Origin of the sequence: Thiomicrospira cyclica ALM1 (genome assembly GCF_000214825.1) — a bacterium.
Taxonomy (GTDB): domain Bacteria; phylum Pseudomonadota; class Gammaproteobacteria; order Thiomicrospirales; family Thiomicrospiraceae; genus Thiomicrospira; species Thiomicrospira cyclica.
Genome location: NC_015581.1, coordinates 1,784,371 through 1,809,273, shown reverse-complemented (window position 1 = coordinate 1,809,273; position 24,903 = coordinate 1,784,371). Strand labels below are relative to the sequence as shown.

Genomic DNA, 24,903 nt, shown 5'->3' with positions numbered 1-24,903 from the left:
TACCTCAAAATACAAAAAATTCATCATCGGATTTGATGACGTGAGTTAATCCTACCACAGTATTTTTCTAAAAGACTACTTAGTTTTCAAAACTTAGGTGTTTTTTATGTTTTTTTTTATTAAAACTTGTTTTTTTCAAATTTAGTGGCTATTTTTGCCTAATTTATAACCACTTGTTCAGGCTTTGTTGGGAGAGTTTAATGGCAGTAGAGCGAGATAGGCCTAGTTTAGTCCTAATTCATGGCTGGGGAGCTGATAATCAGGTTTGGCAGGCTTGGGCAGAAAAATACTTGGCAGAACTCTTTAAATTGCATTTTATTGAATTACCTGGGTTTGGTGAGCAGGCGGAAATAGCTTTATCGTTAAGTGCAACAGCAGGTCAAGTGAACCAGGCCTGGTTGGCAGACTTGGTCGCCAGATTACCCGATCAACCGACTTGGTTACTGGGTTGGTCTTTGGGTGGTTTGATGGCTCAGCAAATATTTTTACAGAACCCGGAGCGTATTTTGGGTGTAGTGAATTTGGCATCCACCCCCTGTTTTCAGCAAGCACAGGGGTGGCGTTATGGCGTGGCACCAACGCTCATGATAGATTTTATTCATGCGTTGCAAGAAGATGGTAAAGCGCTACTGCATAAGTTTTATGCATTGCAGTGCCAAGGTGGTGATCAGGCACGAGTATTTACTAAACAACTTCGAGAGCAATATTTAGGTCGAAAACTTGCCACTTTTAAAGGGCTTTACCAGGGCCTACAGCTACTGCAGTCACTAGACCTGCGAGAGAAAATGAGCCACAATAAACGACCTTGTTTGTGGCTGCTGGGTGAAAATGATCCATTAGTTTCTGCGTTAGGCCTGCAGGTCTGGGTTGAGCAAGCGGAAGCGGGGCAAGTTAAGGTTTTAGAGGGTGCTGCGCATATTCCATTTCTATCGCACCCCGAATTAACCAGCAAATATATAACTAATTTTATAAATACTGGGAAGTCATTTGATTAATCGCCTGCGTGTTAGACAACATTTTTCAAAAGCGGCAGATACCTATGATGAGGCGGCCGTAGTGCAGCGTCGAACTGCGGAGGATATGGCAGAACGCACTTTGCTATTAACCAGTGATAAGCATTCAATTCTCGAGCTTGGTTGTGGTACCGGTTTGTTAACCGAGCAGCTTTATCAGCATTATCCTAAGGCGGATATTTATGCGGTCGATTTTGCTGATAATATGTTGCAGCAGGCTAAGGCTAGACTGATGGCCAAGCCGCCTTCTTGGCAGTTCTGGTCTAGGAAAACATTACCGGTTAAATTGATTCAAGCCGATGCTTTTTCGTTGCCATTTGCAGATGCATCCTTCGACTTGGTGGTGAGTAACTTTATGTTGCAGTGGTGTCATGATCTGGATGCTGTCTTTGCTGAAGTTCGTCGTGTTACTAAACCAGGTGGGGCACTGTTATTTAGCACGTTCGGGCCTGATACCTTAAAGGAATTGCGCCAGGCCTGGTTAGCCGTAGAGGGTGATGCGGCGCATCAGCGGTTTAATGATTTTATTGACATGCATGATATAGGGGATGCCCTTATTCGCTCAGGTTTTGGTCAGCCGGTAATGGATGTTGAGCAGGTGCGGATTGTTTATAAAAACGCGATGGATGTTATGCGCGACCTTAAAGCTATGGGTGCAACGAATGCTAAAAGTGTAAATGCTCCAAAAGGTCTGCTGCGTCGTGATACATTAAAGGCCGTTGAGGCGTTTTATGAAGCGCAGTCTTCAATCAAGCATCAGGTGACAGCGACTTATGAGGTTGTGCAGGGCCACGCTTGGGCGGCTCAAGAAATAATGAAGGGTCCAAACAGAGATAAGTCTGGAGTAATTAACATTACGCTTGATGAGTTGTCGGTACAATTAAAAAACAGTCGTAACAATAATTAAGTAAATTAGGGGTTCTACTATGTATGCGAGTTTGCTGTTGTTGCATAAATTAGCCGTGCTGACTAGCATTGCAGTCTTTTTCGTGCGTGGTTTGGGTGTGATATATGATCGTGAATGGGTTAAGCTCAAGCCGGTTAAAATTGTGCCGCATATTGTTGACACACTGCTCATAGCCAGTGCTATAGGTATTGTGATAGTTACGCCATTTGCATTTAGCGATCCATGGATTTTGTTAAAACTAATAGGTATATTCGTTTATGTGGGTTTGAGTGTGGTGGTTTTTAAAATAGCCAAATCGCGAACCCAGCGTGCACTATTTTGGGTATTAAATTTAGCGGTATTGTTTTTCCTAGTTGCAGTGACCGTAGAAAAGCAGGTGTGGCCTTTCTAGGGTATTGGTACTGGGTTTTTAGCACAAAATTTTCACAAAGCATAAAAAAATATTATAAATTGGCACCGTGTATTGATAATTGTCTATACAAAGCATTAGATTTTCCAATTAGTCATTATGGTTTGAGGTAATTATTATGTTCGGTGAGTTCGTAACAACCTTTAATTTGAGGTGATAGTAGTATGGCAAATCAAACATTTAACGCTGGTGTTCAGGATTATAAACTGACCTATTGGACGCCAGATTACACTCCGCTTGACACTGACCTTTTGGCGTGTTTCAAAGTAATACCACAGGCGGGTGTTCCACGTGAAGAAGCAGCGGCAGCTGTTGCAGCTGAGTCATCAACAGGTACTTGGACCACTGTATGGACCGACCTATTGACCGACATGGAATTCTACAAAGGTCGTTGCTATAGAATCGAAGACGTTCCAGGTAACAAAGATGCGTTCTACGCATTTATCGCTTATCCATTGGATCTCTTCGAAGAAGGTTCTGTTGTTAACGTACTAACCTCGCTGGTTGGTAACGTATTCGGTTTCAAGGCTGTTCGTTCACTCCGTCTTGAAGACATTCGTTTCCCAGTTGCATTCATCAAAACTTGCGGTGGTCCACCAAGCGGTATCCAGGTTGAGCGTGATAAATTAAACAAATATGGTCGCCCAATGCTGGGTTGTACTATCAAGCCAAAGTTAGGCTTGTCTGCTAAGAACTACGGTCGTGCTGTATATGAGTGTTTGCGTGGTGGTTTGGACTTAACCAAAGACGACGAAAACATTAACTCTCAGCCATTTCAGCGTTGGAGAGATCGTTTCTCATTCGTTGCTGATGCAATCAATAAAGCAGAAGCAGAAACTGGCGAAGTTAAAGGTCACTACCTAAACGTAACAGCTGCAACCTGTGAAGACATGATGGAACGTGCTGAATATGCAAAAGAGTTAGGTGTGCGTATCGTTATGCATGATTTCTTAACTGGTGGTTTTACTGCTAACACGTCGTTAGCAAATTGGTGTCGCAAAAACGGTATGTTGTTACACATCCACCGCGCCATGCACGCTGTAATCGACCGTAACCCTAACCACGGTATTCACTTCCGTGTATTAGCTAAGTGCTTACGTTTGTCAGGTGGCGACCATCTACATACTGGTACCGTTGTTGGTAAGTTGGAAGGTGATCGTGCCTCTACACTAGGTTTCGTAGATCAGTTGCGTGAAGCATTTGTTCCAGAAGATCGCTCACGTGGTGTATTCTTCGATCAAGACTGGGGTTCAATGCCAGGTGTTATGGCGGTTGCTTCAGGTGGTATCCACGTATGGCACATGCCAGCATTGGTTACAATCTTCGGTGATGACTCAGTTCTTCAGTTCGGTGGTGGTACACAAGGTCACCCAGGTGGTAACGCAGCCGGCGCCGCAGCTAACCGTGTTGCTTTGGAAGCCTGTGTTAAAGCACGTAACGAAGGTCGTGATCTAGAGCGTGAAGGTGGTGACATTCTTCGTGATGCAGCGCGTCATAGCCCAGAACTAGCCGTTGCACTAGAAACTTGGAAAGAAATCAAGTTTGAATTTGACACTGTTGATAAGCTTGACGCTTAATTTCAGACTTGCCCAATTAGTTTAAGGAGAATTCTATGTCAGTAATGAGTTCAGGTGATTTCCGCACTACGCGCACCTATGAAACTTTTTCGTTTTTGCCGCCTTTGAGTCAGGACGAAATCTACGATCAAATCGTATACATCATTAACCAAGGCTGGACTCCAGCACTTGAGCATGAAGCACCGCAAAATGCATCTGAGCATTATTGGGGTATGTGGAAGCTACCATTTTTCGGTATGCGCAACCCAGATCAAGTACTTGCAGAGCTAGAAGAGTGTAAGCGCGCATATCCTGATCATTTGATCCGTATGGTTGGTTATGACAATTATACTCAGTGTAAAGGGCATGAATTCGTAGTTTATCGTCCACGCGGTCTATAATCTATAAATCAGCCAGCTCTTAGGAGGCTATGCATGAGTTCAAATACACAAGGGCTAACTGGTCGCGATCTCGCAAGAGCTCGCCGTCAAGCTCAAACGAAGGGCAAGGGAGCGTCAGTTGCTCCTAAAGCTCATCAGCCTATTGTGAATACCTCTGCATCTGTCAAGAGTTCGGAGTCTGTGCGTAGTGAAGTTATCGCTACGCCAGCACGTTCAAGAAACACGGTTGCCACAGCAGCCCCCGTTGTTAACGAGGGTCGTAAGGCAGCTGTTGAACGCCGTAAACAGCTTGTCAAAGGCAGTGGATACAAAGCGAAATCTCAGCCAGCACGTCAACCAAGACAAAAGCCCGTTGTTGAAGCAATAATAACTGATAACAAATCCGTTGAGCATGCTGCACCAGTAGGTGTTGAGCGTTCACGTCAGGAAGTTAAAAGTAAAGCAACAGGTGTTAAACCTATGGGCACAGTTATGCCTAAAGGCCGTTTAGTTGCACGTACTTACCGTAAAGCGCAGTCTGAAGGTAAGGCGGCATTGAAAGCAAAGCTTTCAGGTTCAAGCTCTGTATCAAGTATTGCAAAAATGGCAAACCCAGACGCAAGTGGGCGTCAGATTGCTCGTGAAGTGAGGCAGCAACGTTGTACACAAGGCAAAACATCATCAGGTGTTTGTCGTCCAACCGGTAAGATCACACGTAAACCAGCAACATCTGAACCATATCCTGCAAAAGTTGGGTTTTCTCAGACTGGTTATGACCAGACAGTGAGTGGAACAATGGTATCTGATACGAAAAAGATGACAGGATCAGAGGCCGGTTCATGTCGAGTAATAAGCGGCACTGAATATACAAGTCCAAATGAATTTCAGGCTAAATGTAGTTTTAAACCTGAAGCTAATCCACGAAAAGTGGCCATGACACAGACAGCATCAGGTCGCCATGTAAGTGGTACTGAAGTTGGTTTGTCTGAAAAGGTTACTGGTACAGAACCAGGGCAATGCCGTGGTGTAACTGGTACTGAATATCTCCCGGCTGATCAGGGGGAAATGTTTTGTGGAAGTAAGCCAGCGTCTGGTCCAAGCAAAGTGAGCCAATCACGTACTGCAAAAAACCAGATTATTTCTGGCCCTTCAATGTTACCTCGCGAAACAATGACGGGTTTGGAGGCTGGTCAGGAGCGTTCTATTACGGGTACACAGTATCTATCTAGTAGCGCAAATTTGACAAAAGAGCCGTCACGTCAGGCAAGGCCAGGCATTATGTCAGTGCCAACAAAAGTTGATGTTTCTGAAACGTCATCTGGAAATCGTGTATCGGGCACTAACGTAAATTTTTATAAGCCTGTTACAGGCGATGAAGCGGGTTTTTGTAAAACAGTTTCTGGAAGCGAATATCAATCACGCGAAGCACGAACTGCTCGCTGTGGAGATACTTTGCAACCTGCTGCTACCAAAGTTGCGGAATCAAAAACATTTGCAGGGCATAAAGTCACGGGTGATAGAGCTGGCTTAGGCGGTAAAATTACCGGTGCTGGGGCGGGTCGCTGCAAAAGTGTAACAGGGTCAAACTATCAAAGCCTTGATGCAGCTGAAGAGTGTGATTTACCAATTGAAAAGGTAAAACCAGATTATATGAACAGGCCTGGCTTTTATGCAAAGCCAACCACGGGAACACAGCCAGGCCCAATGGGGCTGACTGGTGCGCAACAGGGGGTTTGTAGTAATGTAAGTGGTACGCCATATCAGGGTGTTGATCAGACGTCTTCTATGTGTCAGAACAGTGTTGCATCAGTTCCTGGTGAGTCTGACTTTCCAGTCTTGATGAATCCAGCAAATATGCACGTGATGGCACAGCCGATGATGATGTCTATGCCATCACCATCAATGGCTATGTCTGAACCCCAAATTGTTGAAGGTTCGCCTTCTCGATTAACGGGCCATGGCGCAGATAGTGGATTCTCTATTACTGGAGATTCTTGGGGACGTGGAAATAGCGTGACTGGCACTGAAGGCCGGTGGGCTAAAGGTCGTAACGTGAGTATGAAGGGTAATTCTTCAAAGCCTCAAAATCTTGCTCGCGACTTTAGACCAGAAACAAATCCGCAGGTAGCCGAAAGTCCAATTACTGGTTCTTCCGGTAATACTAAACATGGCGCAAGTGTTACCGTTTCTGGTGGTGCCAGAGCCTAAGATATGCAGAGTGAAGTTATTAGAGCCCCAAACGGGCGAGTGATAACAAATAACTATATTGCAGTGCAATATAGCAACAAAAACTCAGTTAATGATTCTGGTAATAGAATCGGTGCTAAGCCTAAGTCATCGACTCTTTTACCAGCTATTTCTCCATATTTAATGGAGGTAGATGTTGCAGGTTTAAATAGGCGTATTTCACGTTTATTTACATCTAGGATGGACCCGTGTTTTATTGAAACGGTTAAAAACGAACTTTATAGAGATTATGGCCATGTTCCCGATAACCTGTGGCTAAGGGGGCTAAGTCTTAGGACGAAGACTCAGTGGGATCTCTTCTATTATTATTTAACAGTTCGTTTATTAAGCGTTCCAATAGTGCATGAATTTAATATAAAGCCTACTTTTAAGTTTGACCTTGATGATATGGAAAGTGGTCTTGACAGACGAGCGATTAATGGATTTAAGAACGCAATTAGTTCTTATATAGTGCCTGATAGTGCTATAGAGGTAAGACTCTCTCTTAACAGCTCCACGATGAGTTCCGGTCTTGAAATTAAGACTGATGGGCAAATTTACAGTGTTAGTATTAATACAATTGATAAGATTGTGGCTAAAGTAGATATAAACCTTGGCCTTCAGTTAATAAGACTTTATCTAAACGATGTTTTGTTTAAATCAAATCTCGTTATTACGCGATCAAGTCGGATATTGTTAAGCGTTATTTTGTTTATGGCAGTCGTAATACTGTCGCCTAAGATTGGGAATGTTGGCCAATGAAGATATACCAAGTAGATAGAGCCATAGTGTCAACCAATCGAATTGCGAGCATGGATCATAAACCATTGCTTTTAGTGAGAGAAAGGGCTGATGGAACACCGATGGTTGCAGTCGATGCTGTTGGATGTAAGCCTGGTGACTGGGTGCTTTGTGTGGGCAGCTCTGCTGCACGTGACGCAACAGGTACAAAAGCCTACCCTAGTGACCTTACTATAGTTGGTATTATAGATAATTGGGAAGGTTGATGGAAATCCATCAAGTAACACATCAGCTAATACTTACAAGTCGATTAGAAGACCTTGGTCATCTACCGGTTAAGGTATTAAAAAGTGTCTCAGGAGGCACAGCTGTAGCTCTAGACCCGATTGGGTGCAAGGTTGGTGAATGGGTTTTTACCATCGCAAACTCAGCTGCAAGAACGGCATCAGGTGATGACCGTTTTTTAACAGATTTAACGATTAGTGGCATTATTGATAATTGGCCACTGGACGTTGATAAGGATTAATCTTCTTGTTGAGAAGATTTATTGGTAGAGTCAGTAAAAACATTTGTTTTTACAGAATTTTTAACAGTTACGAACTCAAATTAGTTAATTGTTGAATTTTTTATTTTAGGAGAAAGTTATGTCAACTGAATATGGTATCGCTCTAGGTATGATTGAAACTCGTGGTCTTGTTCCAGCAATTGAAGCAGCTGATGCGATGACTAAAGCAGCCGAAGTACGTTTAGTATCTCGTGATTTTGTTGGTGGTGGTTATGTAACCGTTATGGTTCGTGGCGAAACTGGTGCGGTAAACGCAGCGGTCCGTGCTGGTGCTGACGCTTGTGAACGTGTTGGTGATGGCCTTGTAGCGGCTCACATTATTGCACGTCCGCACAAAGAAGTTGAACCTGTACTAACTTCAACTCTTCAGCAAGCTTAATTTATTAATTGAATTTAACCCTGTTACGAACTCAAACAATTAACAGTGATTAAAGTCAGAATGGAGTTATAAACAATGAGCAATGAATACGGTATTGCCTTAGGAATGATTGAAACTCGCGGTCTAGTTCCTGCTATCGAAGCAGCTGATGCGATGACAAAAGCAGCGGAAGTACGTTTAATTACACGTGAGTTTGTTGGTGGTGGTTATGTAACTGTTATGGTTCGTGGCGAAACTGGTGCGGTAAACGCAGCGGTTCGTGCTGGTGCTGACGCTTGTGAACGTGTTGGTGATGGCCTTGTAGCGGCTCACATTATTGCACGTCCTCATAAAGAAGTTGAGCCAGTACTGGTTGCGGGTCTTAACCCAGCAGCACGTCTGTAATTAAGTGTTTATTTAGAGGTACTGGTTACCTCTAAATTAGGAGTATTAAATGCCTTATCGTACTAACAGCAGAAGTGTAATGGCAGGAGTAGGTCAGCTTACTCGCCGTGAGTTACGCAGCGCTAACGGCATGAATCCTCAAATACTTGGTTTTTTGGGTCGTGCTATGAGTCTTGAGTTCTCTGCTGCTCAGCAGTATCTCGCTCATGCAGCACTGTCTCAAAAACGCTCTGAAGATGCGTTTGCGGAACAGTTTGTACAGTTAGCTAACGAAGAACTTCGTCATGCTTCTGAATTGACCGAACGCATGGTTGATCATGGCGCATTGCCGGCAGGATCAATTCTTACGCCTTCAAAGCCGTCCTTTGATGTTATAGAAGCTTTGTCTATTTGTGAATTGCATGAAGTGCAGTTAATAAATTTATATGAACAGGCTTATAACTTTAGCGCTAATCTTGGTGCAATTCAGGATGCCGAGCTTTTTGGTCGTTTATATGAAGAAGAGCAGGATCAGTTGATGAGAATTCGTCAGTGGTCGGCTGACTACATTGCACAATCAAGAACTCAGCAAATGAGCAGAGGATTTTTATGAGTGAGAGTTGGCGTGAAAACAAAAACTCTACGACCCTTGAAGCAAAATTCTTGTTTGAGAATTATACAGCCTTGCGTGATTTTTTAGACGATGTAGCCAGTATCACAGAAGATGCTAATCTATATCCTAACATCAGCTTTGGGCGTGATTTTGCGAGTTTAATTATCTACGCTGCTGGTGATAACCTGTCAGCAGATGAATACAAACTAGCTGAAGATATACAACGCGTATACAAAAAATAAAGCGATTTGTTTTTTATGAAAGGCTGGTTATCCAGCCTTTTTTTTTATGAGTAGAGGGATGTTTAAAAGATGTCGTACCTCTATGTTTCTTAATGCAATTGTTATTCATTAGTCTTTTGTGCCAAAAGCTTTGATTAATGTCGTTTCAGCAGAACGTAGGTTCTTAATTGGTTTGATGGATCTTGTATTGAGCCCTAAACGAAAGTATTTTTTTATGTCTAACACAGCAAATTCAAATTCCTCACAGGACGTACAGTGCGAAACTAAGAGCTGTGCGGCTTTTCAGAAGCAATATGTTACACGTGATATTCAGGCCGGTATTATTACCGCTGCTATGGCAATACCTTTGTCTATCGGTATTGCTATCATGTCGGATTATCCTATTCAGGTAGGCCTTGCTACAGTTGCTTTCGCCTCATTTATTGGTTGGATGTTTGCTTGGTTTCGCCCTGGTAATTTTATTGGAGCGCCTGGTATAGCAGCAGGCTTGGCACCTATTTTGGCCATGGGGGTATCGATATTCGGTATTTCGAATATGGCATTTATCATATTCCTAACGGCCGCATTCCAGGCTCTTATATGGAAGTTCAATTGGCAGCGTTACATATTGCAGTTAGTGCCGACCTATTTAGTTGAGGGTCTATTGGCGGGTATTGGTTTAAAAATTGTCCTGGCCTTTTTGGTTTTCACCTATGAGGTTCCAGAGTCAGTTGTAACCGCAGATGGTTTTTTTACAACGGAGCGTCTGTTAATGATTGGTTTATCATTGGTTGGTGCGATACTGTTCTTGGTGTTGTTTAAATTATTTAAGGATCGCCAGCCTGCGGTACCCTATTTTGCACTTATTGTATTCGGAATTTTAGTTTCCTTGTTTTTACCCTTGTCGATGTTGCAGGTTGAAGATGCCGAGCTTGCTCTTGCTTTACCCATACCAGATTTCAACTCAGTAAGTCTTTGGGCTTACGCGATTGGCTTTGCGCTTATGTTGGCGATTATTGATGTTATAGAGCAGGTTATGAGCAATGCTGCGATTGAAAAAATAGATCCACTGAAACGTAAATGTAATAGTAATAATAGCCTGCTGTCTATTTGGGTTTCGAATATGGGATCAAGTTTTTTTGGTGGCATGACAAACTTAGATGGTCTTGCCAAGAGCTCAACGAATCGACTAGCAGGTGCCTTTACTAAGTTTTCAGTTTTAGTTATAGCGCTTGTGATCACTTTCTTTGTTATCAACATTCAATATTTAGAGTTTTTACCCAAGTTTGCTCTGGGTATTATCATGATATTTGTTGGCATCAAAATGATTTTGGGCCTGTTGCATGTCGCTAATTTTGGACGTTATGCCATGTTATTAGCCATTCTGTGTGGGTTACTGGTCTACTGGGTCGGTATATTTGAAGGGCTGTTGATTGCACTAGCAATACACGCATTTATCAATTTTGTTATTTTTAAAGAGCGGGACAACATCGGTACGCATGATATTGTCCGCAACTACCTTAAGAAATTTAAAGAGCAAGATGGTCTTAATTAACAAAGCATTCAATCAGATAACGCTTAATTCATAGAGTTAGATCTATGGGTAAGGAAGGAAATTCCGATTTAATTTTAAAATTTTTTTGCCCTATCATGACATTTGATTTTAATTAGGAGTGTCTACAATGGGTTTAGATGCAATTTTAATTCCAGCTATTTTGTTTTTCGCGCTAGGCGTTTTTGCAAAAGTTATTAAGTCAGATTTGAAATTTCCTGATGGATTGGGCAAAGGCTTATCCATCTACCTATTAATTGCAATAGGCCTTAAGGGCGGTGCTGAGTTAGCGAACGCTGAGATTGGTTTGGCGTTTAAATCTATTTTTTGGGCTATGGTGTTAGGCTTCCTAACCCCTATGATTGGCTACATGATTTTGCGTTTTAGAGACCGCATAGACCGGTTTAATGCGGCGGCTATTACGGCTCATTATGGCTCAGTGAGCGCGGGTACCTTTTTAACAGCGATTGCATTTTTGGATGTGTCTGGTATTGAGTACGAAACCTATCCGATTATCATGATGGTGGTTATGGAAGCGCCTGCCATTATTATTGGTCTATTGCTCGCTGCAATGGCACGAAGTAAATTGCAGGCCGCGGGCAGTGAAGCAGTTGCGACACCTTGGAAGTCTTTGATACATGAAGCGACTACAAATGGTAGTGTTGTACTATTGCTTGGTGCAATGGTGATTGGTGCGGTTTCTAGTCCAGAGGCCATGGAAAAAGTATACCCCTTCTCGCATGGTATTTTTATGGGTGTACTGTGTCTTTTCTTACTTGACTTGGGGATGGAAGCGGCTAGACGTATGAAGGCTTTCAAGCAGGTCGGTATTCCGCTCGTCGCTTTTGGTATAATCATGCCATTGATTGGTGGTTTAATCGGTATTTTTGTTGGCGCGACTATTCTTGGGTTTAGCGCTGGTGGAACAATGTTAGTTGCAATTTTGGCAGCAAGTGCTTCATATATTGCCGTGCCACCGGCCATGCGAATGGGGGTGCCAGAAGCTAACCCATCCTATTATTTAACACTGGCCTTAGGTGTTACCTTCCCATTCAACGTGCTAGTAGGCATTCCATTGTTCTATAGCTTGTCGGTTTGGTATATCGGCTAGGCAGAGGAGAGAAGGCTGTATGGATAATTTATGTAACCAAAAGTTAGTTCAAATTATTACATCGAACATCTTGGATTCACGCATTAAAAAGATTTTTAAAAAACTGGCTATTAGCAGTTATACCAATCTTAGTGTGAATGGTGAAGGGGATTCGGGGTTGCAATCAGGGCATTTTGACGCCGATAGTAACATTATGTTTATGGTGATGGTATCCACTGATAAGTTCGATCCCTTAATAGCCGAACTCAATCGTGATATTGAAAAGGGCTACCATCATTTTGTATTTAGTTTAAATGCCGAGGTACATACACCCAACAAATGCCGTCCGGCTGCAAAATAGTTGCTGATAAGTTAAAATGAGTGCGAGTAGCCATTTAGATAACCCGATCATTACGCATCACTATTTGATTCGTCATTTAACTTTGCGTCAAATTCAGGTGTTTGAAGCGGTGGCTCGCCTTGCAAGTTTTACTCGTGCTGCAGAAGAGCTGCATCTAACTCAGCCAACGGTGTCGGCTCAGGTAAAAAGCTTTCAAGATTCTATTGATACCCCATTGTATGAGCAACTTGGGCGCAATATTTTTCTCACGGAGGTTGGTGAAGAAGTTGCTATTGCTTGTCGAGAGGTTATGGACGTACTGGCAAACCTTGAGATGCGTTTGCATGATTTCAAAGGGATGCGTAAGGGGCGATTACGCATTGCAGTGGTAACCACCGCAAAATATTTTTTACCTCTCGCTTTGGGTGAGTTTTCGAAGGTCTATCCAAATATTGATTTGAGTTTTACGGTATGTAACCGCGAAACGATCTTAAATCGAATCGCGGATAACCTTGACGATATGTATATTATGGGGCAAAAACCCCCTAGCTCTCTGGATGCGGTAGTTATTCCATTTGCTCCCAACCCATTGGTGTTTATCGCTCACCGAGATCATCCTTTGGTTGGTCAAGCGAATATTCCTCTGTCACGAATTGCTGAGGAACCTATTTTGATGCGTGAGTTTGGTTCGGGTATACGCTCTGCAGTAGAAGAGCGTTTTAATGAACAGCATTTGCGGGTTAATGAGCGTCTTACGCTTGAGAGTACAGAAACGATAAAGCACGCCGTTTTTGGTGGCTTGGGTATCTCTGTTGTGCCCAAGCATTCATTGTATCTTGAGGGTGTGGAAGGGCCATTGGCTGTTTTAGATGTCGAGGGTTTCCCGTTAGAGAAAGAGCTGAATATTGTTTATCCTAGTGGTAAATCCATGTCGATACTGGCAAGTAAGTTTTTGGATTTTCTGCTTGAGAAGGGGGCGGAGTATTTCCAAACCAGTGTCGATGCCTCAGAAAGTGCATCAAGTGTGAAGCAGTAAGTATCAAATTTTGTTAAACTAGCGCGTCTATTTAGGCGTTTTTATGGAAATAAATTTAAATGAAATCAACCTCATTTCAAATTACCGGAACTTCCGGAATTGATCACTCACAAGCCGCGGGAGTAAGTTTAAGTAACTCGCTACGCACGCCTTATCAAGCGATTACAGGTTCGGGCGTTTCTCGTCGTCCTATTGATACACCGGTATCTTCGGAAAGTTGTTACTGCGAACCAGCCGATGAAAAGTTAGCGGCCAGTTTATTTGATAAGTGGAATGCGGCTTTGCAAACTGGTAAGGCGTCCAATGTTGCGGACCTTTATGCTGATGACGCTATTTTGTTACCGACTGTTTCTAATGTGCCACGCACATCGCGTAATGAAATTATTGATTACTTTAATCATTTTCTCGAAAAGCAGCCAGTTGGCATCATTAAGCAACGGAATGTTAAGAAGGGCTGTAATAAGCTAACTGACGCTGGTGTGTATGTGTTCAAGTTAACAAGTAATGGTCAAACGCAAGAAGTTAATGCGCGTTATACCTTTGTTTATGAACACCGCAACGGTGACTGGAAAATTATTCATCATCATTCATCCATGATGCCAGAGTAAAGCTGTGCCAAGACTACGACCACAACAAGCTGTAAAACGACCAAAGCCTCTGTCCTATAGTCGCAATAAGCCGGTTGCACGCAAACAGGCTGATGGCGTGAGTCAAAGTAGTGCTGCCAAATTGGTAAAGCCTAAAGTGGTTTTGGCAACAGGTAATTTAAATAAGGCCGCTGAGGTCATGCCTTGTTTTGCTGAAGTAACCTTGATGATGCAATCAGAGTTTGCGATTGATCCTATCGAGGAAACGGGTGGTACTTTAATTGAAAATGCTATTTTGAAAGCCCGATATGCTTGCGAGCAAACCGGTTTACCGGCTATTGGTGATGATTCAGGCTTATTTGTTCCAGCATTAGGCCAGCTGCCCGGACTTTTTTCGGCTAGGTTTGCTGGTCAGGGTGCAACAGACCAACAAAATTGTGAGAAGTTGTTAGCGTTAGCAGAGCCTTTTAAGGGTGAAGAACGTCGAGCAAGTTATATATCGACCGTTGTTTTTATGCGCCATGCCGCCGATCCTTTACCGATAATTGTCACACGGGAGTGGGCCGGCTATTTACATGACCGCATAGAGGGTGATAGCGGTTATGGTTATGATGCCGTATTTTATGTGCCAGAATTTGGTATGACGGCAGCCTTACTTAATTTTGAACAGAAGCAAACCTTAAGCAATCGCCTTGAAGCATTTAATGCGTTGGTGCCACAGATTGTAAATACAAGACCGTAGAAGGGCGCCCGAAAAACTTTATATGATTAAACTTAGAACCTACATTTTTATCAACTCATTGCAGCCACAAATCGCATCCTACATGGGTACGGCATCACAGGGCTTTTTGCCTGTACCAGGTGATGCTTGTGTGTGGATGGAAGTAGCACCGGGTATGGCTGTCCATCGTTTAACGGATATTGCGTTAAAGGGTTCAAACGTACATTTGGGGCAACAAATTGTTGAACGTTCATATGGTTCAATGTTCCTTCATCACCGTGATCAGAGCGATGTACTTGAGTCAGGTCAAAAAGTTTTAAATTACTTACAAACAGAAGAGTCTTCCCGACAGAAATGTCATATTATGTGGAATGAAATTATTCGTGCCATTACGCCGGATCATGCGGTATTGATTAACCGAGATAACCGACGTGGTTCGATGATTTTACCTGGCCAAAGTATGTATATTTTAGAAACAGAACCCGCTGGCTACATTGTGTATGCGGCCAATGAGGCTGAAAAGGCGTCTAACATCACCCTTATTGAAGCGCGGGCCGTTGGTGCTTATGGTCGTTTAATTATGGCAGGGCGAGAGGCGGATATTAATGTGGCGGCAGAAGCGGCAACTAAAGCTATTCAGAGTTTAACCGGACAAGATGTGCGTGTTTAATATGAACGCTAAAGGCGAGTACTAAAATGGGTAATAGTCGTATTACTGGCACAACAGGTATCGAGTATATGCGCCATTCGAGTGTAAGTCTTGATAACTCATTGCGTCATGTGACACGTCCGAGACTTCCAACGCTTCAACAGCCATTTGATACACCATCGGCGCAAGAGGTAAACTACTGTGCGCCGGTTGATGAAGCTCTTGCCGAACAATTATTTACTCTATGGAACGAAGCCTTGGCATCAGGTGATGCTCGTTATGTAGCCTCTCTTTATTCAGATGACGCGGTGCTCTTACCTACGGTTTCAAACCTGCCGCGTTCGGGATTAGCTGAAATTGAAGCCTACTTTAAACACTTTTTGCTAAAGCAACCATCGGCTAGGGTGTTACAACGCATAGTGCGTAAAGGCTGTAATAAACTGACCGATGCTGGGGTCTACGAGTTTACAGTCGGTGGTGAGGGGGTTAAGCGCAAGGTTGTTAAAGCACGCTATACTTTTGTATATGCGTTTCATGCAGGGCGTTGGAAGATACTTCATCATCACTCGTCGGTAATGCCGAACTAATTTTCGACTCATAAAAAAACCAGCATTACTGCTGGTTTTGTGTTTAGATGCAAAGAACTACTAAGCAGGAATCGATGTGATCGCTAGCTTCATCTTTTTCATGGCTTGCACTTCAATTTGACGTATCCGTTCCATAGATACCTGATAGCGTTCTGCGAGTTCCTTTAATCCTAGTTTGGAATCATCGAGCCAGCGTGTCTGAATAATATCGCGGCTACGCTCATCTAATACTGCTAGAGCTTGTTGCATTGCACGTTGTTGATAGTTTTCTTCACTTTCTTGTAGTAAAGATTCTTCGGGTGTTGCCATTTGGCTAACTAATACCGGTGCGAAGTAGCCTTCAGTCTCTTCATCATCTTGGCTCATATCAACCTGCATATCCTTACCGTATAAACGACTATCCATTTCAAGCACATCGGCACGGGTGACACCCAGCTGCTCAGCGACTTCATCGGCTTCCTTATCGGTAAACCAAGTGAGTGAATTTTTAGCTCCGCGAAGTTTAAAAAATAACTTACGTTGCGCTTTGGTCGTTGCGGTTTTAACTATGCGCCAGTTTTTAATCACAAATTCGTTAATTTCAGCCTTGATCCAATGCACCGCAAAAGTCATAAGACGGACATTTTCTTCTGGATTGAAGCGTTTAACTGCCTTCATCAAACCAATGTTACCTTCTTGGATCAGGTCATTCATTGGTAGTCCATAACCCTGATAACTGCGGGCAATAGGAACCACGAAACGAAGAGATGCCAAAATAAGCTGACGCGCTGCTTCAAGATCTTTATGGTAATAAAGTTTTTCAGCTAGCGACTTTTCTTCCTCGGCACTGAGAACAGGCAAGGATTTAACTGTTTTGATGTAGGATTCCAGGTTTTGACCCGGAGTAAGTTGTTGAATTGTAAGTGCCGTACTTGTCATCTCTACAACCTCCATTAGTAAATAGTAATACTATTAAAATAGCACGGTTTCGGTCGTTTTGCAATTAGCGTCGCCAGCCACTAAACCAGCGCCATAGATTAAATAGGCTGGCTAGGCTAGCGCTAACATAGGTGAAGGCACAGGCGGTAAGAATGTGGCGAGCCGCACGCAAGTCTTTTTGATTAAGGTATTCGCCATCTTTTAATAAGGGTAAGGCGCGCTTATAGCTGGCATCAAACTCTACGGGTAAGGTGCTTAGATGAATTAATACAGGAATTCCCATCGCAATAAAACCAGCGGCAAAGGTAATCAAGCCAATCATTGGAGTATGGAGTAAGGGAATGAGCACTGGGGTTGCAAGCAGAGCTAAACCACTAAATTTTTGCAACCATTGAGCTCGCATTACCATATCAGTTCGTTGTAGTAAGGGTTCATAGCGCTCATGATGTTGGAGTGCATGACCAAATTCGTGTGCGGCCGTCACAATCGCCGTTAGTGAACTGCTGTGATAGTTTTGAAAGGATAGATGGATGCTATGAGTTAATGGGTCATAGTGATCACCTTGTGCACTATTTTCAGGTAAACAATGCAGGGTCACTTCAGAAAGCTGATGTTTTTTAATGAGGTGTTCGGTAAAGGTTTTAGCATCGCCAGGTAGCTCTGGATGTGGTTGGCTATGTTTTTTTAGGATCGCATGAGTCCATAGCTGAGGCACAAAGCTAATCGTTGCCAGAACAATCACTGCAATTATGATTAAAGCCATCGATTAATCACAACGATAACGCAGGTAACTGGCATATTGCCAAGGTTGAAAATCATTCGAGTAGGCAATTTGGGGCTCGGCGCATCGCATAATAGCGGTACTCGATGGCGTAGCTAGGTCAATTAAATCAAAGTAGCGACTTTGTCCCGGCAAAAGTGCTTGAGTGCTGGTATGCCACTGAGAGTTAATAAAAAACAGCTGTTGAGCGCGGGCGCGTAAGGTCTTCGCTTGCTCCAACCAATAGTCGTCATCCAGGTAATATGCCATGTCATCAAGGGCACTAATTGTGTAGGCAAAATCTTCTAAGGTTGCGTATTCCACAAGCTGGCCTTGATTATTGAGTGCTCGCGGAGGTTGTGGTAATTGCAGTAGTTGTTGGAGGCGGTCTGCTAGGCTTATCATTCGGTGATAATAAGTCGGATTTTCGCTAGCCAAGAAGCCATGCAAATAACTGCGAATCAGTAGGCCATTCCAACTGAGCAGTTGTTTATCATCCGTTATGGCCGGTCGATGGGCGAGTGCTTCACGAATAGCTGGCCATTCTGGCGCTGCGATCGGTTTTGGTAGCCAGCCGGTTTCAAATGGTGCAGGTCCATCCAGTTGCCAGGCCTGGTTTGCGATAGCAAACTGTTCCGCTGTTAGTGTTTCAGCTAGTTGGGTGCGTGACCAAATATAACGTCCACCATCAATACCTTGCTCATCAATCGCAGATTGACTAGATTTTGCTAAGCCCGTTATCGGTGAAAAAAGTTCGCGTTCAACATAGGCTAATGTTTCGTTAGCCGTGACAATAAAATCATCGCGCTGAAACCTCTGACCAGCGATAAAAAACAATTCTGCTAATTGAGCATTATCGTAGAGCATTTTCTCAAAATGCGGCTCCTGCCAATTAGGGTCAACGGTGTAGCGAAAAAAGCCTTGATGAACATGATCACGTAGGTGTTCCTGTTGCATTTGTTCTAGGGTGATTTCTAGCCATTCATCTAGATCTTCAGCGCCTTTTTTTAACAAGCTCAGTAATAATGGGCTATGCGGAAATTTTTGAGTTTGATTAATACCACCCTCAAAGGTATCTAGCAGGTCTGGTAACTGGCCATTCAAACTTTCTAATAACGTATGACGTGACATAAGCGCTTCATTGGCTTGAGTAGCAGGCCTGCTTAGTGTGCGAATGTGCTCGGCATCCTCTCGCCACCATTGATTAAGGAGCAGTAAAGTTTGCAAAAGGGTATCGCGTGGTTGATATACAAAGCCACTGAATAGATGTCCTTCGGGCGTTAGGATGCCATGTAATGGCCAGCCAGCCGCACCTGTCGCGGCGCGTAATCGATTGAGTAGATAGTCATCTAGGTCTGGCAAGAGTTCGCGATCAATTTTTACCGAAATAAAGTGTTGATTAAGTAGTTCAGCGACTAAGCCATCTTTATAGTTTTCCTGATGCATCACGTGGCACCAATGGCAAGCAAAATAGCCAGAAGAAATAAATAGGGGTTTCTGTTGTTCTTGCGCTAACTGTATCGCTTCAGGCCCCCATAAATGCCAGTTGATGGGGTCATCGGCATGGAGCGCAATGTAGGCAGATGGGTGGCTGGTTAAAGCATTGTTTGCGAATGCATGAGTTGCAGGGAGCCATGTAAAGGCACACGCCATAATGAGCGCTGCCCATAGGGATAGCCGATGATTTGGTCTATTTGTTTGGACCTTTTGGCTCCTGCTGATCATCACTGGACTTGCCCTCTGTGTCATTTGATTTAGTTGACGTTGACTGATTGCGCAAAGCCGCCATTTCACGTTCAATCTTATCAAATTCGCTGTCAAAGTCGAAATCATCATCACTGGATTTACTATTTTGTTCTGCAAAGCCACGGTCAAATTTTTGGGCGGAACCTTGATAACTTTTACTACTAGGTTCATGCTCATAAGCGGTTTCTTCCGCTTCAGCTTCGCTTTTATCCAACCCTTTGCGTTTCAGAATGATGGTACCAATAATAATGCCCAGCTCGTAAAGTAACCAAACAGGAACCGCAAGCAGTGTTTGCGAAATAATATCTGGCGGTGTTAACAGCATACCCAGAACAAAGGCCGCAACAATCACATAGGGTCTGGCATGCGACATAGTTTTGGGTTTCACCATGCCGGTCAAAATCAACAGTACTGTGATGACTGGAACCTCAAAGGCTAAACCAAATGCAAAGAACATCTTGATAACAAAGTCAAGATAGAGCGCGATGTCAGTTGCAATTGTTACACCCTCAGGCGCGGTTTGAGATAAAAACCCAAAAACTAATGGGAAAACGACAAAATAAGAAAAAGCACCACCAGCATAAAACAAAAAAGAGCTAAAAAAGAGCACTGGGCCAACCAATTGCTTTTCGTGGCTATAAAGCGCAGGAGCAATGAAGCTCCATAGCTGATAGAGTAAAAATGGCATGGCTAAATAGATCGCTAAGACCAAGCTTAACTTGAAGGGTGTTAAGAAGGGTGATGCCACACCAACCGCAATCATGCTGGTGTTATCGGGTAAATAGCGTGTTAAGGGTTCGGCAATAAAGGTGTAAATATCATTTGCAAAGGGAAATAAAATAAGAAACATTACCGCAATTGCGATTACCGACTTGGTGACTGAATTTCTGAGCTCCAGCAGGTGTTGAACCAGCGTCATTTCTTGATCGTTTGGCGGTAATGCACTCTGTTTCATTATGGATTATTCTCTTGCGGTCTTATCTTGCCGTAGTGTTGATGCCGTTGTTTCGGCCGACTCAGGCGGGGAGGACTCAGTTGGTACGTCATTAGTTGATTCAAGTTGCTTACTAGCTTGCTCGCGTTGAGCATCTGAAGGAGGGCCTGCTACTGACTTGCTGTCAAAGGGGCGTTGAAGTTCATCAAAATTAACTTGATCTTTGATATCATCAAACCCCGTCATCAAGTCTTTTCGAATATGCTCAATGTTTTTCTTTTCTTCTTTAAGATCAACAGCTTGCTGTAATTCACGAACCGTATCTCTTAAATTAGAGTCATCTTTAACCGAGTTGATAAAGTTACGCGCTTTAGCAACCATCTGACCAGCTTTTCTAGCAACTTCGGGCATGCGTTCAGGACCTACAACCAATAGAGTGATAACGAGGATGACGGCTATTTCCAGAATACCCATATCAAACATGGCATTTAGTCCTTTGTCTGTTGCAATGAAAAAAGTTCTGTTAAGCCTTAAGCTTTTGGCTTTGTATCGTTACTTTCTTTTTCTGTTGCCTGAACGTCATAGACATTTTGATCTTGCTGTTCATCAGTTAGGTTTTTTGTCTGCGCTTGATCGGCAGCTTTTTTGTCTTCATCTTCTGCAACGGCTTTTTTGAAACCTTTGATGGCACTACCTAGGTCTGTTCCTACGTTTTTTAAGCGCTTTGCACCGAAGATAACTAACACGATAGCTAAAATAATTAATAATTGCCAAATACTAATGCCCATATTGCACTCCAAAATTAGCGGGTTGGGTTAAAGAATGAATAATAACAAACTTAGATGTTAGTTACCAAGTAAATGTATGTGGATGTGGAAAACCTCTTGCCCGCCCGATTCGCCTGTGTGTACTTGAGTTTTAAAGCCGTCAAGATTTTGCGCTTGTGCAAGTTGAGGTAGTAACAACATCATATGCCCCATCAGGTCTTTGTCTTCAGGTGTTAAATCAAACAAGGTTGCAATGGGCTTTTTAGGGATAACAAGAAGATGAATGCGGGCCCTGGGATTGATGTCTTTGATAACAATGCATTTATCGTCTTCATAAACAATATCAGCGGGTATTTCACGGTTAATAATGCGGGTAAAAACGCTGGGTTCATTATTCATGTTTTGTTCCTAATTAATCAGTTAATGGACGCTGCGCTTTTTCAGTATGACCTGATACGCCAAATCTTCGTTCTAGTTCGTTGAGAATATCCTCACTGGTTAGGTTTTTGTGGGCCAATAAAATTAAGGTATGAAACCAAAGGTCAGTGATCTCATAAACTAGGTGCTCATTATCGCCATCTTTAGCGGCCATAATGGTTTCAACGGCTTCTTCCCCTACTTTTTTTAGTATTTTATCTAGTCCTTTAGCATAGAGGCTGGCAACATAGGATGAGTCAGGACTCATCCCTTTGCGGGCGTTAAGCTCTTGATCCAATCGGTTTAGAATGTCGTTCATAATCTTACCTCTACGCCCGCGTTCTGCATGGCCTGTTTGGCTTGGGCAATGGTATGTTGACCAAAGTGAAAAATACTGGCAGCCAATACCGCTTGTGCATGACCTTCAACAACACCATCTACCAGGTCTTGGAGTTCTCCAACGCCTCCTGAGGCAATAACGGGAGCACTAACATTGTCAGCAATGGCTCGCGTTAGCTCTAGATCAAAACCACTTTTTGTGCCATCTTTATCCATGCTGGTGACAAGTAGTTCGCCGGCACCTAAGGACACCATTTTTTGAGCCCACTCGATGGCATCAATGCCAGTTGCGTTGCGGCCGCCATGGGTGAATATTTCCCAACGTAATGGCTCATTAGCTTGACTGACACGCTTTGCGTCAATAGCAACAACGATACACTGTGAACCAAAGCGATCAGAGGCTTCTTTGACAAATTCGGGACGATGAATGGCCGCCGTATTAATGGAAACTTTATCAGCACCGGCATTAAGAAGGCGGCGAATATCATCTACCGTTCTTACGCCCCCCCCAACGGTCAGCGGAATAAATACTTGGCTGGCAACCTGGGCGACGGTTTCAATTAGGGTGTCACGTTGATCAGAGCTCGCTGTAATATCTAGAAAGGTGATTTCATCAGCGCCTTGCAAGTCATAACGTTTAGCGACTTCAACGGGGTCACCCGCGTCACGGATGTCAATAAATTGTACGCCTTTAACAACGCGACCGTTTGCAACATCTAAACATGGGATAATACGTTTTGCTAAACCCATTTAAAACTTAGCCCCGGCCAGTTTATCTGCTAAAGCTTGACCTTCCGAAAAATCGAGTGATCCCTCATAAATTGCACGACCTGTAATGGCTCCCATAACACCATCTTCGGCCAAGGGTGCAAGTGCTCTAATGTCATCAAGATTGGTGATGCCACCAGATGCGATAATAGGCGTGCTAGTCGATTTTGCGAGCTGATGGGTGGCGGCGATATTAACACCTTGCATCATGCCGTCACGGCCGATATCTGTGTAAATGATTGCGGCAATTCCGTCTTGTTCAAAGCGCTTGGCTAGGTCGATGACTTGGTGATCCGTCACTTCAGCCCAGCCGTTAATAGCCACAAGCCCCTCTTTGGCATCTAGACCAACCATAATGTGACCAGGAAATGCTTTGCAGGCTTGCGCAACAAATTCTGGGTGATGTACGGCTTGGGTGCCAATGATGCAGGTTTCAACGCCCGCAGTTAAATAGGCGTCAATAGTTTTTAGGTCGCGAATTCCGCCACCAATTTGGATAGGGAGAGCTGGGAAAGCTTTTGTGATCTCTAATATCGCATCACGATTAACCGGTGTACCTTCAAAAGCACCGTTAAGGTCGACCATATGAAGCCGACGAGCGCCCTGCTTAACCCAGCGATCAGCCATAGCAGTTATATCGCTAGAAAATACGGTTGCATCGTCCATAAGCCCTTGTCTTAGTCGAACACACTGGCCATCTTTTAAGTCAATTGCGGGTATAAGTAGCATTGAAATTATCTAATCCTAATGGTTATAAAACTGGCACTATTTTATGCCGATTTCGGTTGCCAGTTCATAAAGTTTTTTAAAAGTTGCAGACCTGCTTGAGCGCTTTTTTCTGGGTGTGCTTGGATGGCAAATAATTGATTTTGCGCAACGCAGCTGGCAAATGTTTGGTGGGCATAATCCGTTGAACCCAGGATTAAGTCACTATTGTCGGGTACTACAAAATAGCTATGTACAAAGTAGAAACGGCTATCTTGCGGTATGCCATGCCACATAGGGTGGCCGTCTTGTTGGTGAATTTGGTTCCAGCCCATGTGGGGGATTTTAAATTCAGATAAGCCGGATGTGTCAAACCTAGATACCTGACCCTTAATAACATTCAAGCAATCTACACCATTATTTTCATGCGAATGTGTCATTAGGACCTGTAGGCCCATACAAATTCCCAAAAAAGGCTTCTCATTCGCTGCTTGATGTAATGCTGTCGTTAAATTATGTTCAGCAATAGCTGCCATACAGGCTTTCGCAGCACCTTGTCCTGGAAATATTACGGCATCAGCTTCGGCAATTTCGTGTGCATCATGACTAATCTGAATGTGGCAGTGATCAGGTGCAACATGCTCCGCAGCCTTAGCTACAGAGCGAAGATTACCCATACCGTAATCAACCACCACAACTAGCTTGCTATTCATAGACTAAAGCGCCCCTTTGGTTGAGGGGAGTTGGTTTTGCATTCTATCATCGGCTGAAAGCGCCATTCGTAATGCGCGCCCAAAGGCTTTGAAGATGGTCTCAACCTGGTGATGGGCGTTTTTACCGTAAAGATTGTCTATGTGCAAGGTAACACGGGCATTATTAGCAAATGCTTGGAAAAACTCTTCAACCAGTTGGGTTTCAAATTGGCCAATTTTTTCACGATTGAAGTTGGCATTAAATACCAGGCCTGGTCGACCTGATAAGTCAATGACCACGAGAGAAAGTGCTTCGTCTAGTGGTACATAAGCATGGCCATAGCGTACAATGCCTCGTTTATCACCAACAGCATTAAGAACAGCTTGCCCGAATGCAATGCCAATGTCTTCGACGGTGTGGTGGTCGTCTATGTGCAGGTCGCCATCAGCATGAATGTTTAGGTCAACTAAGCCATGACGTGCAATTTGTTCAAGCATGTGTTCAAAAAAGGGCACGCCCGTATTAAATTTTGCAACGCCTGTACCGTCAAGGTTGACTGAAATTTTGATTTTAGTTTCAAGTGTGTTGCGCTCAATATTGGCTTCGCGTGCGACCATGGCTGTTGTCCTTAAGAAACAAAGTGCTAAAAATTTTTTTATGATAACGAAATTTATTGGTTTTTGCAGGATTTAATATAAAACCTTATAAAACATAGGGAAATTAGCGGTAAATGGCATATTTTATTAGTGAAAAGACTGAAAGCAAGTTACGAATTAAAGTGATTTAATGCTGGGTCATAAATTTTTTTTAATTGTATATGTCGGTATGGTTATAAGATAATTCGCGAGAAATTACAAATGTCGAGAGTTATTGGTTGTTCCGTTCTGGGGTTGGCTAGATGAATTTTGACTGCTCGTGGCT

At 43.4% G+C, this 24,903-nt stretch carries 33 protein-coding genes; 21 read left to right on the top strand and 12 right to left on the bottom strand.

Annotated features, from left to right (window positions below):
* Positions 1-200 precede the first annotated feature (200 nt).
* From THICY_RS07955 to THICY_RS07855, 21 genes are all read left to right on the top strand, one after another.
* Entirely contained in the window at positions 201-995 is a 795-nt protein-coding gene (locus THICY_RS07955; RefSeq protein ID WP_013836100.1) for an alpha/beta fold hydrolase, read from the top strand.
* Entirely contained in the window at positions 988-1,920 is a 933-nt protein-coding gene (gene bioC / locus THICY_RS07950; RefSeq protein WP_013836099.1) for a malonyl-ACP O-methyltransferase BioC, read from the top strand. The genes THICY_RS07955 and bioC overlap by 8 nt, the downstream gene beginning before the upstream one ends.
* A gap of 19 nt (positions 1,921-1,939) precedes the next feature.
* Entirely contained in the window at positions 1,940-2,311 is a 372-nt protein-coding gene (locus THICY_RS07945; RefSeq protein ID WP_013836098.1) for a SirB2 family protein, read from the top strand.
* A gap of 182 nt (positions 2,312-2,493) precedes the next feature.
* Positions 2,494-3,906, top strand: a complete 1,413-nt coding sequence (locus tag THICY_RS07940; protein ID WP_013836097.1) for a form I ribulose bisphosphate carboxylase large subunit — start codon at positions 2,494-2,496, stop codon at positions 3,904-3,906.
* Positions 3,907-3,941: 35 nt separating this feature from the next.
* Positions 3,942-4,286, top strand: a complete 345-nt coding sequence (locus THICY_RS07935; protein ID WP_013836096.1) for a ribulose bisphosphate carboxylase small subunit — start codon at positions 3,942-3,944, stop codon at positions 4,284-4,286.
* A gap of 180 nt (positions 4,287-4,466) precedes the next feature.
* Positions 4,467-6,473, top strand: a complete 2,007-nt coding sequence (locus THICY_RS07930) for a CsoS2 family carboxysome shell protein (RefSeq protein WP_245534955.1) — start codon at positions 4,467-4,469, stop codon at positions 6,471-6,473.
* Between the two features lie 3 nt (positions 6,474-6,476).
* The gene (locus tag THICY_RS07925; protein WP_013836094.1) at positions 6,477-7,253 is read left to right on the top strand and encodes a hypothetical protein; all 777 of its coding nucleotides are present in this window, start codon (positions 6,477-6,479) and stop codon (positions 7,251-7,253) included.
* Entirely contained in the window at positions 7,250-7,498 is a 249-nt protein-coding gene (locus tag THICY_RS07920) for a carboxysome peptide A (RefSeq protein ID WP_013836093.1), read from the top strand. The genes THICY_RS07925 and THICY_RS07920 overlap by 4 nt, the downstream gene beginning before the upstream one ends.
* Positions 7,498-7,758, top strand: coding sequence for a carboxysome peptide B (locus THICY_RS07915; protein WP_013836092.1), 261 nt, complete (start codon positions 7,498-7,500; stop codon positions 7,756-7,758). Before THICY_RS07920 ends, THICY_RS07915 begins: the two co-directional genes overlap by 1 nt.
* 118 nt (positions 7,759-7,876) lie before the next feature.
* Positions 7,877-8,176: a BMC domain-containing protein gene (locus THICY_RS07910; RefSeq protein WP_013836091.1), complete on the top strand. Its 300-nt coding sequence runs from the start codon at positions 7,877-7,879 to the stop codon at positions 8,174-8,176.
* A gap of 75 nt (positions 8,177-8,251) precedes the next feature.
* The gene (locus THICY_RS07905) at positions 8,252-8,560 is read left to right on the top strand and encodes a BMC domain-containing protein (protein ID WP_006460167.1); all 309 of its coding nucleotides are present in this window, start codon (positions 8,252-8,254) and stop codon (positions 8,558-8,560) included.
* Between the two features lie 49 nt (positions 8,561-8,609).
* Positions 8,610-9,152, top strand: a complete 543-nt coding sequence (locus THICY_RS07900; RefSeq protein WP_013836090.1) for a ferritin-like domain-containing protein — start codon at positions 8,610-8,612, stop codon at positions 9,150-9,152.
* Entirely contained in the window at positions 9,149-9,394 is a 246-nt protein-coding gene (locus tag THICY_RS07895; protein ID WP_013836089.1) for a hypothetical protein, read from the top strand. The genes THICY_RS07900 and THICY_RS07895 overlap by 4 nt, the downstream gene beginning before the upstream one ends.
* A 214-nt stretch (positions 9,395-9,608) precedes the next feature.
* Complete coding sequence (locus tag THICY_RS07890; RefSeq protein WP_041435476.1) at positions 9,609-10,928, top strand: SulP family inorganic anion transporter; 1,320 nt, start codon at positions 9,609-9,611, stop codon at positions 10,926-10,928.
* Positions 10,929-11,055: 127 nt separating this feature from the next.
* Complete coding sequence (locus THICY_RS07885; RefSeq protein ID WP_013836087.1) at positions 11,056-12,036, top strand: sodium-dependent bicarbonate transport family permease; 981 nt, start codon at positions 11,056-11,058, stop codon at positions 12,034-12,036.
* Between the two features lie 19 nt (positions 12,037-12,055).
* On the top strand, positions 12,056-12,376 hold the full coding sequence (locus THICY_RS07880; RefSeq protein ID WP_013836086.1) for a P-II family nitrogen regulator: 321 nt from the start codon (positions 12,056-12,058) through the stop codon (positions 12,374-12,376).
* Positions 12,377-12,392: 16 nt separating this feature from the next.
* The gene (locus THICY_RS07875) at positions 12,393-13,391 is read left to right on the top strand and encodes a LysR family transcriptional regulator (RefSeq protein ID WP_013836085.1); all 999 of its coding nucleotides are present in this window, start codon (positions 12,393-12,395) and stop codon (positions 13,389-13,391) included.
* 59 nt (positions 13,392-13,450) lie between these two features.
* Entirely contained in the window at positions 13,451-13,999 is a 549-nt protein-coding gene (locus THICY_RS07870; protein WP_013836084.1) for an SgcJ/EcaC family oxidoreductase, read from the top strand.
* A gap of 4 nt (positions 14,000-14,003) precedes the next feature.
* Complete coding sequence (locus THICY_RS07865) at positions 14,004-14,720, top strand: non-canonical purine NTP pyrophosphatase (RefSeq protein WP_013836083.1); 717 nt, start codon at positions 14,004-14,006, stop codon at positions 14,718-14,720.
* A gap of 22 nt (positions 14,721-14,742) precedes the next feature.
* Positions 14,743-15,369 carry a BMC domain-containing protein gene (locus THICY_RS07860; RefSeq protein ID WP_013836082.1) on the top strand — a complete coding sequence of 209 codons (627 nt, stop codon included), beginning with the start codon at positions 14,743-14,745 and terminating at the stop codon, positions 15,367-15,369.
* A gap of 26 nt (positions 15,370-15,395) precedes the next feature.
* Positions 15,396-15,935 carry an SgcJ/EcaC family oxidoreductase gene (locus THICY_RS07855; RefSeq protein ID WP_013836081.1) on the top strand — a complete coding sequence of 180 codons (540 nt, stop codon included), beginning with the start codon at positions 15,396-15,398 and terminating at the stop codon, positions 15,933-15,935.
* 60 nt (positions 15,936-15,995) lie between these two features.
* On the opposite strand, the gene rpoH is transcribed toward THICY_RS07855, so the two are convergent.
* From rpoH to hisB, 12 genes are all read right to left on the bottom strand, one after another.
* Positions 15,996-16,853 (bottom strand): RNA polymerase sigma factor RpoH, encoded by an 858-nt coding sequence (rpoH, locus tag THICY_RS07850; RefSeq protein ID WP_013836080.1) that lies wholly within the window; start codon positions 16,851-16,853, stop codon positions 15,996-15,998.
* 64 nt (positions 16,854-16,917) lie between these two features.
* Positions 16,918-17,616 carry a zinc metallopeptidase gene (locus THICY_RS07845; protein WP_013836079.1) on the bottom strand — a complete coding sequence of 233 codons (699 nt, stop codon included), beginning with the start codon at positions 17,614-17,616 and terminating at the stop codon, positions 16,918-16,920.
* A gap of 3 nt (positions 17,617-17,619) precedes the next feature.
* Entirely contained in the window at positions 17,620-19,266 is a 1,647-nt protein-coding gene (locus tag THICY_RS07840) for a thioredoxin domain-containing protein (protein WP_245534954.1), read from the bottom strand.
* Between the two features lie 37 nt (positions 19,267-19,303).
* On the bottom strand, positions 19,304-20,314 hold the full coding sequence (gene tatC, locus THICY_RS07835) for a twin-arginine translocase subunit TatC (protein WP_013836077.1): 1,011 nt from the start codon (positions 20,312-20,314) through the stop codon (positions 19,304-19,306).
* A gap of 6 nt (positions 20,315-20,320) precedes the next feature.
* The gene (locus tag THICY_RS07830) at positions 20,321-20,776 is read right to left on the bottom strand and encodes a twin-arginine translocase TatA/TatE family subunit (RefSeq protein WP_013836076.1); all 456 of its coding nucleotides are present in this window, start codon (positions 20,774-20,776) and stop codon (positions 20,321-20,323) included.
* A 47-nt stretch (positions 20,777-20,823) separates the two neighbouring features.
* Positions 20,824-21,081 (bottom strand): Sec-independent protein translocase subunit TatA, encoded by a 258-nt coding sequence (locus THICY_RS07825; protein WP_013836075.1) that lies wholly within the window; start codon positions 21,079-21,081, stop codon positions 20,824-20,826.
* Between the two features lie 57 nt (positions 21,082-21,138).
* Entirely contained in the window at positions 21,139-21,459 is a 321-nt protein-coding gene (locus THICY_RS07820; protein WP_013836074.1) for a histidine triad nucleotide-binding protein, read from the bottom strand.
* Between the two features lie 13 nt (positions 21,460-21,472).
* A complete protein-coding gene (locus THICY_RS07815; protein WP_013836073.1) occupies positions 21,473-21,796 on the bottom strand; it encodes a phosphoribosyl-ATP diphosphatase in 324 nt (107 codons plus the stop codon).
* Positions 21,793-22,566 (bottom strand): imidazole glycerol phosphate synthase subunit HisF, encoded by a 774-nt coding sequence (gene hisF / locus THICY_RS07810; protein WP_013836072.1) that lies wholly within the window; start codon positions 22,564-22,566, stop codon positions 21,793-21,795. The genes THICY_RS07815 and hisF overlap by 4 nt, the downstream gene beginning before the upstream one ends.
* Entirely contained in the window at positions 22,567-23,313 is a 747-nt protein-coding gene (hisA, locus tag THICY_RS07805; RefSeq protein ID WP_013836071.1) for a 1-(5-phosphoribosyl)-5-[(5-phosphoribosylamino)methylideneamino]imidazole-4-carboxamide isomerase, read from the bottom strand.
* A 41-nt stretch (positions 23,314-23,354) separates the two neighbouring features.
* Positions 23,355-24,002 (bottom strand): imidazole glycerol phosphate synthase subunit HisH, encoded by a 648-nt coding sequence (gene hisH / locus THICY_RS07800; RefSeq protein ID WP_013836070.1) that lies wholly within the window; start codon positions 24,000-24,002, stop codon positions 23,355-23,357.
* 3 nt (positions 24,003-24,005) lie between these two features.
* The gene (hisB, locus tag THICY_RS07795) at positions 24,006-24,599 is read right to left on the bottom strand and encodes an imidazoleglycerol-phosphate dehydratase HisB (protein WP_013836069.1); all 594 of its coding nucleotides are present in this window, start codon (positions 24,597-24,599) and stop codon (positions 24,006-24,008) included.
* Positions 24,600-24,903 lie beyond the last annotated feature (304 nt).